We start from the raw sequence: 16,116 nt of genomic DNA on the forward strand, positions 1-16,116 counted from the left end.
ACCGGGCCAGGGCCCGGTGCATACAACGTTTGAATCGCCAACCGTCACACCTGGATCGCCTTCACTTCGACGAACTCGTTGAGCCCCTCCTCACCCCACTCCCGGCCATTGCCCGATTGTTTGTAGCCACCGAACGGCGCCTGGTAATTGAACGCCGCGCCATTGAGGAAGCACTGGCCGGCGCGCATCTGCCGGCCCAGGTGCAAGGCACGCTCGGCACTACCGGCCCAGACGCCACTGGACAGGCCGAACGGCGAGTCATTGGCGATCTGCACCGCTTGCGCCTCGTCGGTGTAGGGAATCAGGCACAGCACCGGGCCGAAGATCTCTTCCTGGGCGATGCGCATGCGGTTGTCGACATCGGCGAACAGCGTCGGGCTGACATAGAAGCCGCGCTCGAATGCCGACGGCGCGTCACCGCCGCACAGCAGCCGTGCGCCTTCCTGTTGGCCGACCTTGATGTAATCGAGCACGGTGCGTTTTTGCCCCGTTGAACACATAGGTCCCAGGAAGCTTTGCGGGTCCAGGGGATCGCCCATGCGCAGGCTCAGGGTCTCCTGCAGGGCGATTTCCACGGCTTCGGCATAACGGCTGGCCGGCAGCAGCATGCGGGTCAGCGCAGTGCAGGTCTGGCCGGAGTTGATCATCACGTCCTGCACGCCGTAGCGCACGGCCGCGTCGAGGTCCGCATCCTCGGCAATCAGCAGCGGCGACTTGCCGCCCAGTTCCAGGCACACCCGTTTCACCGAAGGCGCCGCCGCTTGCGCGACGCGAACGCCGGCGCCGGTGGAGCCGGTAAACGACACCATGTCCACGTCCGGGTGTTTGGCCAGCGCTTCGCCGACTTTCGAGCCCGGCCCGCTGACCAGGTTGAACACCCCGGCCGGCAGGCCGATGTCCTCGATCATCTGCGCCAGCAGGAACGCGTGCAGCGGGGTTTCCTGGCTCGGCTTGACCACCACGGTGCAACCGGCGGCCAGGGCCGGGGCGAGTTTGCCGATCAACTGGTGCAGCGGGTAATTCCACGGGTTGATGAACGCGCAGACGCCCACGGCCTCGCGGATCACCAGCGAATTACCGACTTCGCGCACCTCGTCCATGAGATGAGCCAGTTCGACGTACTGCTCAAGGCCAGCGATCGGCCCGTCGACCTGCACCGAGCGGCACCACTGCACCGGCATGCCCAATTCAGTGGTGATGACAGAGGCCATCTCATCGGCACGATTGCGCAGTCGATCCGCCAGCGCACGGATATAACCGGCACGCACGCTGGACGGCGTGCGCGACCATGAAGCGAAGGCCCGTCGTGCAGCCGCCACGGCGTTTTCGACATCGAGTTCATCACCCAGCGGAACGCTGCCGCAGACTTCCTCGGTGGCCGGGTTGATCACCTCGGCGATGCCCTGCCCCGACGGGGTTTGCCAGCGACCATCGATAAACAGTGTCTTGTGATTAAGCATGATCCTGGGTCTCCATCAATTCCTGGGCACAACGGGCAATGCGCTGGCAGGCATCGCGCAACGGTTCGGCACCGACCACCAGACCGAGGCGAATATGCCCCGCCGCGCTCGGACCAAAGGCCTCGCCCGCCAATACCGACACACCGTGGCGATCGAGCAGACGGTCGGCAAACGCCTGGGCACTGAGCCCGGTCTGGCGGATATCGAGCATCACGAACATGCCGCCATCGGGTTTCAACGCCCGCACGCCGGGGCAATCGGCCAAGCTGTCACACACCAGATCGCGACGCTGGCGATAGGCTTCGCGCATCGCTTCGAGTTCCGGCAGGTTGCTTTCCAGGGCCACCACGGCGGCGTCCTGAATGAAGTCCGGCGAGCCGTAGAGCATGCACAGCGCGAGGTTTTCCAGGTGCGCAGCCAGGGATGGCGGCGCCACCACCCAGCCGACACGCCAGCCGGTCATGGCGTGGGATTTCGACAGGCTGTTGAGGGTCGCGGTGCGCTCGGCCATGCCCGGCAGGCTCGCCGGGCTGACGTGTTCGCCTTCGAACAGCAATTCGCTGTAGACCTCGTCGGAAATCAGCCACAGGTCGTGGGCGATGCACAGTTCAGCCAAGGCAGCCCAGGTGCTGCGCGGCAGACTCGCGCCGGACGGGTTGTGCGGGCTGTTCAGTGCCAGCGCCCGGGTGCGCGCAGTGATGCGCGCGGCGACATCTTCGGGCAGCACGCGGAAACCGTTTTCCGAGCGCACCGGCACCGGCACCACCACGGCGCCGCAGGCCCCGAACACCGCTTCGTAAGTGACGTACATCGGTTCGGCGACGATCACCTCGTCTCCCGGATTGAGCACGCATTGGGCCACACTGAACAGCGCACATTGCGCCCCGGCCAGCACGGTGACCTGATCCGCCGAAACGAACTGGCCGCTGCGTTGATGGTGACGCCTGGCAATGGCTTCGCGCAGGGCACGCTTGCCGCGCACCTCGGCGTAGTGCGTATTGCCGCTCAGCAAGCTGTCGATGGCGCCCTGCACGATAGGCTGTGGGGTGTCGAAATCCGGGTCGCCCACGGACAACAGCAGAATGTCTTCACCCTGCTCGCGCTTTGCCAGGGCGCGGTAGTGGATATCCCACGCGGCGGCGCCGTCACCGGCGATTCGTTGAGTCAGATCGGAAAAGCGCATGTCTTCATCCCCTTGAAATACAGATCAATGCGCACAGGCATGCTTGAGTTCGATCAGGGTCACACCGTCGCGCTTGAAGCCTTGGCGCAAGTCGGTCTGCAACTCGGCGAGGCTTTGCGGCTCAGTCACGGTGCAGCCGAAGGCACGCGCCAGGGCAGCGAAATCCGGGTTGCGCGGCAGCACGCCGATGGGCTCGATATCCAGGCCGAGCATGTCGTCGCGGATCTGCCCCAACGCGTCGTTGTTCCACAGCAGCACCACCAGCGGGCTGTCCAGTTCTTCCACGGCGGTGGCCAGTTCCTGGGCTGTGTAGAGGAAACCGCCGTCGCCCACCAGCACCAGGCCCGGCCGCTGCGGTGCGCCGAACTTGGCGCCGATCCCCGCCGGCAGGCCATAACCCAAGGTGCCGTAGCCGGTCGGGTGCAACCAGCTGCGGATGGCCAGGCTGTCGAAGGCGTAGTTACCCGTATACGCAAGCTGGGTCATGTCGGTGCTGATGAAGGCGTTGTTCGGCAGCTCGGCGGCGATGCGGTCGAGGATCGATTGATGGATCGACTGCAACGGGCCGTGGCCGGCCTTGAGCGCTTCACGCAGTGCGGCGACCGAGGCAATCGCAGCGCTGGCATCGCGTACGTCGGATGGCAGGCGCTCAAGCACACCACTGAGGGTTTGTTGTGCATCGCCATGCAACGCTACCGCGCACGGGTAGAAGTCGTTGAATTTGCGCGGCTCGATGTCGACCCGCAGCAGTTCGCCATTGAGCGGCAGGCGTTCGCGCCAGAAGTCGGTGTCAGCCATTTCGGTGCCGACCGCCAGCACCACGTCGGCCTCGGCGATCAGTTTCCAGCCCGGTTCCACGCATAGGGATGAACCGGCGTTGAGCGGCGCGTCCGGCGGCAGCAGGCCCTTGCCGGCGACGCTGGTGAACAGCGGCGCAGCGAGCCGGGTGCTGATGTCTTGTAGTTGCGAAACGGCGTTCAGCGCACCGCCACCGGCGATGATCATCGGGCGCTTGGCAGCCTTGAGTTTGGCCACGGCTTGATCGATGGAGGTGGCAGATGCCGGGCCGCGACCTGGGCGACGCACAACTTCATTACTCCAGTCACGGGCAATCGGCGCCGACAGCACGTCCAGCGGCACCGAAATGTGCACCGGGCGCGGACGCTCGCTGTCGAACACCGCATAGGCACGGGCGATCAGTTCCGGCAGGTCTTCGGCGGTCAGCGCCACCGCTGAGAACGCGGTAATCGGCGCAGTCATCGCCCGTTGGTCCTGGCACTCGTGCAGGCTGCCCCAGCCCTTGCCGAGGCTGGCGCTGTGGTTGACGCTGGAAATCACCAGCATCGGAATCGAATCGGCGTAAGCCTGGCCGATGCCGGTGGCGGCGTTGGTCACGCCGGGGCCGGTAATGACGAAGCACACGCCGGGTTTACCGCTGACCCGGGCATAACCGTCGGCCATGAAGCTGGCGCCTTGTTCATGGCGTGTCAGCACGTGGCGAATGCCGCTGCCGGGCAAGCCGCGATACAGTTCCAGGGTGTGTACACCGGGGATACCGAACACGGTATCGACGCCGTAGTTGGCCAACAGACGCACCAGGGCCTGGCCACCGGTCAATGTCTTGCTTTGCATTTTCATGTCCTCACTCCTGGCCGAGGCGAATCAACGCATCGACCGCAGTCGTGCCATGGGCACCGACCAACAATGGGTTCACATCGAGTTCCAGCAGATGCGCGGCGTTCTCGCACGCGTAGTCGGCCACCGCGCGGATCGCGGTCACCAAGGCGTCCAGGTCCGCTGCCTCGCGACCTCGGAATCCTTGCAGCAACGGCGCGCTGCGCAGGCTGAGCAAGGCATTGCGGATCGCGCCGTCGGTGGTCGGCAGCAACAGGCTGCGACTGTCCTTGAGCAACTCCACCAGAATGCCGCCCGCGCCAATCACCAAGGCCAGGCAAAAATCGTTTTCGCGTTTGATGCCGACGATCAGTTCGGCCAGTGGCGGCTTGGCCATCGGTTCCAGCAACAGCTTGTCGAAGGGTACGCCCGGGGCGTAGGCGGCAATGCTGGTGCGCATCTTCTCCAGCGCAGCGCTCAACGCCGCGCCGTCCTTGAGGTTCAGCGCCACGGCACCGGCCTCGGTCTTGTGTGGCAGTTGCGCGCTGACCGCTTTGAGTACCAGCGGATAGCCCAAGGTTTCGGCGTCCTTCAGGGCCTTGTCCGGGGTGCTCAACACACCGTTCGGCGTTGGCAGGCCAAAGGCTTTCAACGCCTGTTTGGAATCCCACTCATTGAGCAAACGCCCCTCGCCTTCCAGCGCATGCGGGCACAACGGCACCAACGCCGATTCGCCCAACGCCAGTAACGCCTGGCGATTGCGCTGATAACCGGCGATGCGACCCCACGCGGCCAAGCCGTCTTCAACACCTTGCAACGCCGCAACGCCTTGGGCGTGCAAACGCTCGCGAGCATGGGCCGGCAACAGTTCGGGGAAGGCCGAGGTGACAAAACCGGTCTTGCCGTGACGTTGCAGTGCCGCGCAGTACAACTCCAGCAGCAGGTCGCATTCCTTGCGCTCGCCGGTGAACTCCGACGGGTAGTCGAGCACCAGCATCGCCCCGTCGGCTTCGGTGCGCAGTGCACTGTCGAGCATGCGGTTCAAGGCTTCGCCGTCGCCCCAGATCGCCGTGGTGAAATCCAGTGGGTTGACCAGGTTGGCGTAGGTCGGCAGCACTTGCGCGAGTTCGCCGACCTGCCCTTGATCGAGTTTCGGCAGGCTCAGGTCGCTGCGTTCGGCGTAATCGGCAATCAGCCCGGCGTCGCCACCGGAACAGGCCAGCGCGATCAGGCTGTTGCCCGCCGGCAGGTTGCCGCAGGCCGCGGCCTTGAGGGTTTCGACAAAACTCACCGGGCCGCTGACGCGGATCACCCCGAGACGATCAAACAGCGCGTCATACAGTGCATCGGAACCGGACAGCGAACTGGTGTGACTCAGGGCCAGTTCGGCGCCGATCTGCGACACGCCGGTTTTCAGGGCAATGATCGGGATGCCCTTCTCAAGCGCCTTGTGTGCGGCGCGGGCAAAACCCGGCACGTTTTTAAGGCCTTCCAGGTGCAGGCCGATGGCGGTGACCCGAGGTTCGTCGAGCAACACGTCCATCAATTCGGCCACGCCCAGTTGCGCCTGATTGCCCACCGAGGCCATGTAGGCCACCGGCAGCGAGCGGTCGCTCATGGACAGGTTGTAGGCGAAGTTGCCGCTCTGGGTCAGCACCGCCACGCCCTTCTCCACCGCTTTGCCGCCATGGGCCACCGGCCACAGCGCGCAGCTGTGCAGGTAATCGAGCAGGCCGTAGCAGTTGGGGCCAAGCAAGGCCATTTCGCCCGCAGCCTTGAGCAGTTGCTGTTGCAGGGCCTGGCCTTCGACGCCGGTCTCGGCGAAGCCGGAGGCGTAGCAGATCGCCCCGCCGGCACCGATGGCGGCCAGTTCGGCCACGCAGGTCAGGGTCAGTTCGCGGTTGGTGGCGATGAACACGGCGTCCGGGCCGCAAGGCAGGTCGGCAACGCTGCGCACGCACGGTACACCTTCAAGGTTGTCGTGCTGTGGATTGACCAGCCACATTTGCCCTGGGTAGCCGCCTTCGGCACAGCGCTTGAGGGCGCGGGCCATGCTGCGGCCGCCGACGAACGCCACGTGTTGCGGCGCGAGCATGCGTTTGAGGTTGTCACGAATGGTTTGGGACATGGGGATTCTCCGGGCCGATCAGCGCAGCAGCGGCCGCAGCAGCTCGCGGGAAATGATGTGGCGCTGGATTTCCGAAGTGCCTTCCCAGATCCGTTCGATGCGCGCGTTGCGCCAGATGCGCTCCACCGGCCCCTCGTCCATCAGGCCCATGCCGCCGAAGATCTGCACCGCTTCATCGGCGGTACGGCCGAGCACTTCACTGGCGAACAGCTTGGCCATGCCGGCCTCGCCATCGGTCATGGTGCCCTGGTCCATTTTCCAGGCGGTGTGCAGGGTCAGCAGTTCGGCTGCACGAATCTGTGTGGCCATATCGGCCAATTTGAACGACACGCCCTGGTAAGTGCCGATCGGCTGACCGAATTGCTTGCGGTCCGCCGCCCATTGCAGCGACACGTCCAGTGCGCGCTGGGCCTGACCGACGCAGTTGGCCGCCACCATCACGCGCCCGGCGGTCAGCCAGGCATTGGCCACGTCCCAACCCTTGCCGACTTCGCCCAGCACTTTGCTGGCCGGTACGCGGCAGTCGTCGAAGAACATTTCGAAGGTGTGATAGCCACGGTTGCTCACGCACTTGGGCCCACGGCGGATGGTCATGCCCGGGGTGTTGCGGTCGACCAGGAACGAGGTCACGGCGTTACGCTTTTTGCCGTTGTGTTCGTAGGTGTCGGTCACGGCGAAGACAATGGCGAAATCTGCATGGCCGGCGTGACTGATGAAATGCTTGCTGCCGTTGAGAATGAAGTCGTCGCCTTCACGCACGGCGCGGGTCTTGATCGCATTGGCGTCGGAACCGGCACCCGGTTCGGTCAGGGCGAAACAGTCGATCTTTTCGCCCTGGATGCACGGCAACAGGTAGTCGTTGATCTGATCGCCGGTGCAGGCCATGAGGATTTTCGACGGCCGCGCGACAAACACATGCAGCGCCCAGGACACCTTGGACAGTTCGCGTTCGATCAGCGCCTGGGACAGGTAGTCCAGGCCACCACCGCCCACTTCTTCGGGCATGTTGAAGGCGTAGAACCCGGCGGCGATCGCCTTGCCGCGAATCTGCGCCGCCAGTTCCGGGGACACCTCGTCGGCACGGTCGACTTGCTCTTCATAGGGCAGCAACTCCTTCTCGACGAAGCTGCGTACCGAGTCCACCAACATTTCTTGTTCTTGGGTCAGTTGGAAATTCATGCTGCTACCTGTTGTTCGTGTGCTTTAAGAAGTGTGGAGAATCAACGACCAATGAAGCGTGCCGGGCGTTTTTCCATGACGGCGCGCAGGGCTTCGGTGCCGTCTTCACTGCGACCGCAGAGCAGGCCCGCGGCGAGTTCGGCTTGCAGTTGTTCCGCCAGGCTGCGATCGGCGCCTTCACGCATGAGTTTTTTGGTCTGGGCGAAGGCGAAGGTCGGGCCGACGGCCAGGCGTGCGGCCAGTTCGCTGGTGACCGTCAGCAGTTGATCGTCGGCACAGACATCGCCGACCAGACCGGCGTCGAGGGCACGGTCAGCACCCCACAGTTCATCGAGGAACAGCAGGCGCTTGGCCTGTTCGCTGCCGATCAAACGCGGCAGGTGCCAACTGGCGCCGGCGTCCGGTGAGTACGCCATGCTGGTGTAGCCGGCCTTGAAGCGTGCCGACTGGCCGGCAATGCGCAGGTCGCAGCACAGGGTCAGGTCCATCCCGGCGCCGACAGCTGTGCCGTTGATGGCGGCGATGGTGGGTTTTTCCAGGCTGTGCAGGCGAGTCATCAAGGCGTGGGCGGTTTCGGTCCAGCCGTAGGTTTCCAGGGCGCCACGGGCTTCGGCTTCGGCCCATTCATCGAGGTCGGCGCCCGCGCAGAAGCTGCGGCCACTGCCCGTCAATACCACCACACGCACCGCTGGATCGGCGTTGAAACCGTCGAGCAAGGCGTGCAGGTTTTTCAGCGTCGGAATGTCCAGCGCATTGCGCTGGGCAGTGCGATTGAGGGTGATCCAGGCAACGCCTGCTTCGACCTGGCTGAGCAGCGACGATTGAGTGGTCATGGGAATCCTCGAATTATTGTGATTGGTCTGAGGTGATACGACTTGAGGCCATACTAAACGAGTGTTCAGTAAGGCGGCAATCGGCGGGGAAATGAGCTGTAACAAGCCTAAAAACTCTGTAACGCATTGGTTTTATTGAATTATTTATAGATTGGCGAGCGTAAGCCACTGGCGTTGTTACAACTTCGAACAACTGGCGACACTCGGTGTGCCGCAGCTTTCCCGCCCATCACAAAACAACTGTGGGAGCGGGCTTGCTCGCGAAGAGGCACTGTCAGTCAACATTTATGGTGACTGACACTCCGCTTTCGCGAGCAAGCCCGCTCCCACAGGGGGGGGAAGTGTTTAGCTCAAGGTATCAGGCCGTCGGCAAGCTCGGCGCCAGCACGCCCTGACGCTTGCGATGGATCAGGAAGTACGCGCCATAGCACAGCGCAATGAAGCCAAAACCCCAATACAGCGACGGACGCTGGGTTTCATCCAGGGCCAGGAACACGAACAGCGAGCAGCACAGCGTGATGCACATCAGTGGCAATACCGGGAACCACGGTGCGCGGTATTTCAGGTCGCTGAGTTTGCCGCCGTCACGCAGATACGCCTTGCGGAACTTGTACTGCGCCAGGGCGATGACAATCCAGGTCACGGTGCCGGACATGCCGCTCACCGCCATCAGCACCATGAACAAGGTGTCGGCGGCGACGAAGCTGGTCATCAGCGACACCAGCGCGAAGCACAGGGTGATGCTCAAGGCGCGCAATGGCACGCCACGCTTGCTCAATGGCGACAGGCTTTTCGGCGCCATGCCGGTTTTCGACATCGCCCACAGGATGCGCGTCGAGGCATACAGGCCGGAGTTGCCCACCGACAGGATCGCAGTGAGGATCACGAAGTTCATCAGGTCGGCGGCGTAGGGAATGCCGACCATGTCGAACACCTGCACGAACGGGCTTTCCATCAGGCCGGCCTGCTGCCACGGCACGATGGCCGACAGCACGATGATCGCCAGCACGTAGAAAATCAGCACGCGGAACACCACGTTACGCACGGCCCGGGGAATGCTCTTTTCCGGCTGGTCGGTTTCACCGGCGGCCACGCCCATGATCTCGCACCCCTGGAACGCGTAGACCACGGTCATCATCACCGCGAACACCGCCGACAGGCCGTTGGGGAACAACGAATCGCCGATCAGGTTGGTCGCCATCGGCGCCGGTGCGCCGCTGCTCAGGGGCATCACGCCGAAGATCACCAGCACACCGACCACGATGAAACCGAGAATCGCCGCAACCTTGATCCCCGAAAACCAGTATTCGGCTTCACCAAAGGCGCGGGTCGCCATGGCATTGATACCGAACAGCACCACCACGAACAGCGCCGACCAGTACCAGATCGGCACCGTCGGGAACCAACGGGTCATCAGCATGCCGGCGGCGGTGAACTCCAGGCCCACGGTGGTGGCCCAGCTCATCCAGTACACCCAGCCGATCATGAACCCGGTGGCCGGGCCGATGTATTTGGTGGCGTGGGTCTGGAACGAACCGGACACCGGCATCTGCACCGACAATTCGCCCAGGCAGACCATCACCAGGTACATCAGGAAGCCCGCAACCAGGTAAGCCAGGATCGCCCCCACCGGGCCGCCCTGATTGATGGTCACGCCGGAGCCCATGAACAGCCCGGTGCCGATGACGCCGCCCAGGGACAGCATGAAGATGTGCCGGCTCTTGAGGGCGCGGGTCAGCTGGATGCCTTTTTGATGGGTGCTGCGATCAGTGTTTTCGTTCATGTCGGCACCTCAGCAATCGTTGAGGTGAACAGCGCGCGACAGGACGTCACGGCGCAGGGAGGGATCAGCTTTACGGCAATTCATTATTATTATCTCCAATAAGCTTCGAAGACCGCGCTGCGGCGGTTGCGTCGATTATTGGAAAGCCATGTAAGTTCGCGTTGACCGTAAAGATCGAAGTTGTACAAAGTCGTAACAAACTTGTACGTCAGCTCTGCAACAGGCCTTTGAGGGTATCGAGCGAGTGCTGCAATTGCTCATCGAGCACCGGGCCCATGCGCTGGATCGCCGATTCATCGTTTGCCAGCGCCAAGGTCTCCAGCGTCCTTAACGCTGTGGCCAAGGCCCGAAAACCCAGCGAGTCGCAACTACCGGCCAGACGGTGAGCCAATTGCGCGACCTCTGTGCAGTCGTCGGCGGCCATCGCTTCATTCAGTGCGTCGCGGTGCTGCAGGATCGAGTCACGCAGTACCGCCAGCAGGCCCTGGACCTTTTGCGCACCGAGCAGGCTGCGATGGGTCTGCAACAGCGGCCAGTCCATTGTTTCATCGCTCGGCAGCGACTCGGCCGCACGCGCCTGCCCTTCCAGCACCTGGCGCAGGTTCTCCAGCTTCAAGGGTTTGGCCAGGACACCGTCCATGCCGGCCTCCAGATAACCGCGCACCAGTGCCGGCTGCACGCTGGCGGTCAGGGCGAAGATGCGCGTATGGCGGTTCGGCCCGTCGCTGTGGCGAATCTGCCGGCATAACTCGACACCGCTGATGCCCGGCAGGTGCACGTCCAGCAGCATCAGATCGAACACCTGCGCCGCGCAGTGTTTCAGTGCCTGTTGCGCATCTTCGGCGAGCCACACCCGGTGGCCGTCCCGTAGCAGCAAGCCCTTGACCACTTCGCGATTGAGCGCCACGTCTTCGACCACCAGGATGTTCAGTGCCGGCCCCGCCGCCCGCACCGGCGGGGCCTCAGCCACGCCGCTGGCCGGCTGCAAGGACAGTTCGAACCAGAAGCGACTGCCGCGCCCCTCTTCACTGTCCACGCCGATGCAGCCGCCCATCTGCTCCACCAGGTGTTTGCAGATCGCCAACCCCAACCCGGTGCCACCAAAACGTTGCGCGACTTCTTCGCTGGCCTGGGTGAAACGCTCGAAAATCTTCGCCTGCATCGCCGGGGCAATGCCGATGCCGTCGTCCGTGACACTGACCCGCAGCCGCTGCCCCGTCTGCTCACCGGTTTCGCTGAGAAGTGCTACCTCGACGCTGACTTCGCCGCCTTCGGTGAACTTGATCGCGTTGGCCAGCAGGTTGCTCAGTACCTGACGCAGGAACTGCTCGGCACCGTGGTGATGCTCGGCAATGCGCTGATCGATACGGCAACTGAGGATCGTGTCGTTGTTCAGCGCTCGCGGTTCCAACAGTGTCAGCACCTCGTCGAGCAACTGGCGCAGCGAGAAATCCACCGGTTCGGGGTGGCTGACACCCTCCTCCAGCTTGGCGAAATACAGCACTTCGTTAAGGATCGTCAGCAAGCCTTCGCCGGCCTTGTGCAAGGCATCCAGGCGTTTGCCGTCCCGGGCATCCAGGCGCGCGCCGCGCAGCAATTCGGCCATGCCGAGGATGCCGTTGAGAGGTGTGCGCAGTTCGTGGCTCATGGTCGCCAGGAACCGCGACTTGGCGAGATTGGCCGCTTCCGCTTCATCCTTGGCGCGCATCAGGCTGGCGGTGCGGCGCTCGACCATTTTCAGCAGCTCGTCACGGTTGTCCTGCAAGGCCAGGCGATCGGTTTCCCGGCGCTCGATATCTCGCAGGATCGCCCGGCGCATGTCGTCCAGTGCATGGGCCACGGTGTCGATTTCGTCGCTGCCGCGACGCTTGTCCAGGTGCAGGGGTTCCTGCCATTCACCGGCGGCAATACGCCGGGCAAACTCGGCCATGACTTTCAGGTGCCGGGTCACCAGTCGATAAAACAAGCCCGACAACGCCACGGCCAGACCGCAGAGGAACACCGCCATCCACAACAGGCTGGTCAAACCGGTGGCGTAGAGACGCTGGTACACCGCCCCCAGATCGGTACTGACCTCAAGCTCGCCAAGGTGGCGCAACGGACCGGACGGCGGCTGATAGTCCAGGGCAAAGCGCACGATACGCAGCGGTCCGGCAGGGTCCGGATTGCCCTGTACCAGGTCGAAATCGGCGCTGGTCAAGTGCACCCGCGCGACGTCGGAGAAGTCCACCAGCCCGCGCAACTGCACATTCAGCTGTTCCTGGTTCAAGTCCCAGAGGCTGCGTTCCAGGCTGGCCAGGTAGCCGGCGCGGATCAGTTCCATGCGCGAATCGATGTCGCGCATTTCCCGTCGATACTCGATGTACAGCTGCACGCTGCTGGCCAGCACCGTGAAGCACAGGCTGAACAACAGAATGAACAGCAACAGGCGCCGCAACAGTCCACCGGGACGGGCGCGAATCATTGCGCATCCGCCGGCAGGTTGATCATGTCGCGGTAGGTCACTTCGCTTTCGTTGAGCCAGCGCTCGATGTCGCCAGCATCGACCATGCGTTGCAACTGCGCATTGATCTCGGGCATGCGAGTGGCCAAGGGCGAGCGCCGCGACACGGCGACCCGCAGATAATCCACATTCAAGGCCCTGGGCAAGGCGACGATGTCCTGGCCTCCGGGCAGGTTTTCCACGTACAACTGGCCGGTGCGTCGCTCCTGGGTGATGAAATCGATACGCCCGCGAATCAGCTTGCCGAAGTTCTGGCGGCTGTCGGAAACCCATTCGATATTGTTGTTGCGCGCAACCATGCGATCGAACTCCACACCGTAGCTCTCGCCGAACAACAGGCCGCCACGGTAGCCGGCCAGGTCGTCCAGTTGTTCGAATTTCACCGGATGCTGGCGGTTGATGAACAACGCCACTTCTTCACGCAAGACCGGCACCGTCGAGAACAGCATGCTTTGCTCCCGTTGCGCGGTGCTGTAGGCCAGCACCACATCGACCCGGCCGTCGGCGGCGTCCAGCAGGCAGCGTTTCCAGTTGCCCAGCACGACCATCTCGACCTCGTACCCCAACTGGCCGAACAGGTTTTTCACCACATTCGGCGCCAGGCCGCGCACCTGCTTGCCGTCGCTCCAGGAGACCGGCGGGTACACCGGGTAATCGCAATAGCGAACCTTGTCCGCCGCGACGGCATGGCCGGCCACCAGCATCGCCAGCAGGCAAAGCCATCGCGCCATCGGGTTCAGGCCGCCACGCTGGCGGTGAACAGGTAACCGGCGCCGTGAATGGTGATGATCAACTGGGGTTCGGCCGGATCGTCATGCAACTTGCGGCGCAGGCGCCCGACCAGCACGTCGATGGAGCGGTCGTTGGGCACCCATTCGCGGTTGCGGATCTGGTCCATCAACTGATCGCGGCTGAGGGTGTGGCCGCTGTTGCGCAGGAACACACTGAGCAATTGGTATTCGCCGTGGGTCAGCAGGGTTTCGCTGCCGGATTGATCGATCAGGCGACGGCGGTCGGTATCCAGCGACCAGTCGGCGAATTGCTTGACCGGTTTGGCCACCGCGACGGCAGGCTGTGGCGTTTGCGCATGACGTACCCGGCGAATCAGGTTTTTCGCCCGGGACACCAGCTCCCTTGGATTGAGGGGTTTGATCACGTAGTCATCGGCGCCGCATTCGAGGCCGACGATGCGGTCGATTTCATCATTGCGCCCGGTGATCAGGATGATCCCGACCTCCGAACGCACCCGCAGTTCGCGGGTCAGGGTCAGGCCGTCCTTGCCCGGCAGGCGGATGTCGAGCATTACCAGGTCGACGCTCTGGCTGGCCAGGTAGGTTTCCGCCAGCTCCGCCGTGGCGGCGCAATGGACGTCGTAGCCTTCCTGGGACAGGTAGGCGTGCAGCAGATCGCGAATCAGCGGATCGTCATCGACGATCAATACCCGAGGAGTCATCGCTTGGTGTCCGGCTCAGGCCCGAAGGCCAGTTTCTTATTAGAGTGTTTTCCTGCATCGGCGCCAGAGAGTATCGATTGCTGAACGACTGATCAACAGTCGCTCGTCTGCACGCAAAAACGCTGGCGTCCGCCGGCCTGCAAACCGTCGACCCAGGCCTCGCAAATCTGGATGCCCTGCTCCGGGGTGAAGGTGCCGGGGTTCAGCCCGGACTCCAGCCACAAGCCATCGAGCAAGGCGCTGAGGCTGATGGCGGCAAGGTCGGCGTCGAAATTTTCCCAGCCCTCTTCCCGGGCCAGTTCCGCCAGCACCTTGCGCAGGATGGCGCGATACTCGCCATAGGAATGATCGTGGGCCTTGTTGATCGCCTCGGCGGTTTTCACCGCGCCCCAGAACGCCAGCCAAGCATCGATCAGTTGCGGATCGAGCAGTTCGGCGGAAAACGATCCGCGGAAAAACGCCGACAAACGCTCCCGGGCATTCGGCGCGGCTTGCTCCATGGCATCGCGCAGCAGGGTCATGACCCGCCCGGTGATCGCCATGTAGGCCTCGGCCACCAGTTCATCCTTGCCCGAGTAGTGATGGCTGATCAGCCCCACCGAGACCCCGGCCTCGGCGGAAATCTTGCGGATCGACGCGCCCTGGAAGCCGTGACGCTTGAGGCACACCAGTGTCGCCTCGATCAGGTTGGCTTTACGCAACTCCGGTTCCATGCGGGAAAAACGGGCTTCCTGATTCATGGGCGACACGCTCCTTGGTTCAATCGTTTAGGCCTGCGCGGGTTGGCGGCGGGCTGAACGACTGTACAGCAAGAGTGGGCCTTGTCTCCAGTCAGTTGCCAGTCTGGTAGACCGTGGCGCGCCCTTCGCGAGCAAGCCCGCTCCCACAGGGTTTTGTGTTGGTCACAGATTTTGCGTACACCCACTAACCCTGTGGGAGCGGGCTTGCTCGCGAAGGGGCCATACCATTCAACATCTTCTTTGCCTGACCCACCGCTTTCGCGGGCAAGCCCGCTCCCACAGGTTTAAGGGGTGTACGCGAAATCTGCTGGCAACCGAAATCACTGTGGGAGCTGGTTTGCCAGCGATGAGGCCAGCCTGAACAACCGAAAACTTCGATCAGCCCCGATACCCCGACGCCACCCGATCCAGCATCCGCAACAACGCCGCCCAGGCCAGTTGCATCGCATCCGGATCGCTCAATTCACCGTCATCCAACGGCCGCCCCGGATCATTGAACTGCCGCTCGGTGTGCGCGCAGACCTCGTGCGGCGGCAGAACAACTTCACCGGCAGCTTGCGCCGCCAACTGAATCTCACAGGCCTTTTCCAGGTAGTACATGCGCAGGAACGCCTGGCTCACCGTCTCGCCCACCGTCAGCAAACCATGGTTGCGCAGCATCAGCACCGACTTGTCGCCCAAGTCCGCCACCAGCCGTTGTTGCTCACCCAAGTCCAGCGCTACCCCTTCGTAGTCGTGATAAGCGACGCGGCCATAGAACTCCATGGAAATCTGGTTCACCGGCAACAGTCCGCACTTCAACGCCGCCACTGCGCAACCGGACTTGGTGTGGGTGTGCAACACGCACTGCGCATCTTCACGGGCGCCGTGGATCGCGCTGTGGATCACGAAACCGGCCGGATTCACCGGGTACGGCGACGGCTCCACGGCGTGGCCATCGAGGTCGATCTTGACCAGATTCGACGCTGTGATCTCATCGAACATCAGCCCGTAGGGGTTGATCAGAAAGTGATGTTCCGGCCCCGGAATGCGCACCGAGATGTGGGTGAAGATCAGATCGGTCATGCGAAAGTGCGCAATCAAACGGTAGCAGGCCGCCAGTTCCTCACGCAGGCGCTGTTCGGTAGCGCTGCGTTCAGGGGCCAGGTGGCTGGCGATGTTGTTCATGGTTGTGGTTCTCCAGGCTGATCAGCTGGGGCAGACAGTAAGGCTGGACGCTTGGACACGTCCAGCCGTGCGT

Annotated in this window: 12 protein-coding genes; all 12 read right to left on the reverse strand. The window is 63.2% G+C overall.

The features are described 5' to 3' along the window. Positions 1-44: 44 nt before the first annotated feature. Complete coding sequence (locus AC07W4_RS17235) at positions 45-1,460, reverse strand: aldehyde dehydrogenase family protein (protein WP_495033245.1); 1,416 nt, start codon at positions 1,458-1,460, stop codon at positions 45-47. Then, entirely contained in the window at positions 1,453-2,643 is a 1,191-nt protein-coding gene (locus AC07W4_RS17240) for a pyridoxal phosphate-dependent aminotransferase (RefSeq protein ID WP_495033246.1), read from the reverse strand. The genes AC07W4_RS17235 and AC07W4_RS17240 overlap by 8 nt, the downstream gene beginning before the upstream one ends. Positions 2,644-2,667: 24 nt before the next feature. Then, complete coding sequence (locus AC07W4_RS17245) at positions 2,668-4,275, reverse strand: 5-guanidino-2-oxopentanoate decarboxylase (RefSeq protein WP_495033295.1); 1,608 nt, start codon at positions 4,273-4,275, stop codon at positions 2,668-2,670. A gap of 10 nt (positions 4,276-4,285) precedes the next feature. Next, positions 4,286-6,385, reverse strand: coding sequence for an acetate--CoA ligase family protein (locus AC07W4_RS17250; RefSeq protein WP_495033247.1), 2,100 nt, complete (start codon positions 6,383-6,385; stop codon positions 4,286-4,288). A gap of 18 nt (positions 6,386-6,403) precedes the next feature. Then, positions 6,404-7,564: an acyl-CoA dehydrogenase family protein gene (locus AC07W4_RS17255; protein WP_007981552.1), complete on the reverse strand. Its 1,161-nt coding sequence runs from the start codon at positions 7,562-7,564 to the stop codon at positions 6,404-6,406. Positions 7,565-7,605: 41 nt separating this feature from the next. Then, positions 7,606-8,397, reverse strand: coding sequence for an enoyl-CoA hydratase/isomerase family protein (locus AC07W4_RS17260; protein WP_495033248.1), 792 nt, complete (start codon positions 8,395-8,397; stop codon positions 7,606-7,608). Positions 8,398-8,755: 358 nt separating this feature from the next. Then, positions 8,756-10,180: an amino acid permease gene (locus AC07W4_RS17265; RefSeq protein ID WP_495033249.1), complete on the reverse strand. Its 1,425-nt coding sequence runs from the start codon at positions 10,178-10,180 to the stop codon at positions 8,756-8,758. A gap of 208 nt (positions 10,181-10,388) precedes the next feature. Further along, entirely contained in the window at positions 10,389-12,644 is a 2,256-nt protein-coding gene (locus AC07W4_RS17270; RefSeq protein WP_495033250.1) for an ATP-binding protein, read from the reverse strand. Beyond that, complete coding sequence (locus AC07W4_RS17275; protein WP_495033251.1) at positions 12,641-13,414, reverse strand: substrate-binding periplasmic protein; 774 nt, start codon at positions 13,412-13,414, stop codon at positions 12,641-12,643. Before AC07W4_RS17275 ends, AC07W4_RS17270 begins: the two co-directional genes overlap by 4 nt. A gap of 5 nt (positions 13,415-13,419) precedes the next feature. Then, entirely contained in the window at positions 13,420-14,136 is a 717-nt protein-coding gene (locus AC07W4_RS17280; protein ID WP_495033252.1) for a response regulator, read from the reverse strand. Positions 14,137-14,228: 92 nt separating this feature from the next. Continuing rightward, positions 14,229-14,876: a TetR family transcriptional regulator C-terminal domain-containing protein gene (locus AC07W4_RS17285; protein WP_495033253.1), complete on the reverse strand. Its 648-nt coding sequence runs from the start codon at positions 14,874-14,876 to the stop codon at positions 14,229-14,231. Positions 14,877-15,254: 378 nt separating this feature from the next. After that, positions 15,255-16,043 (reverse strand): class II aldolase/adducin family protein, encoded by a 789-nt coding sequence (locus AC07W4_RS17290; protein ID WP_495033254.1) that lies wholly within the window; start codon positions 16,041-16,043, stop codon positions 15,255-15,257. Positions 16,044-16,116 lie beyond the last annotated feature (73 nt).

Source organism: Pseudomonas sp. GW821-FHT02A08 (assembly GCF_059422045.1).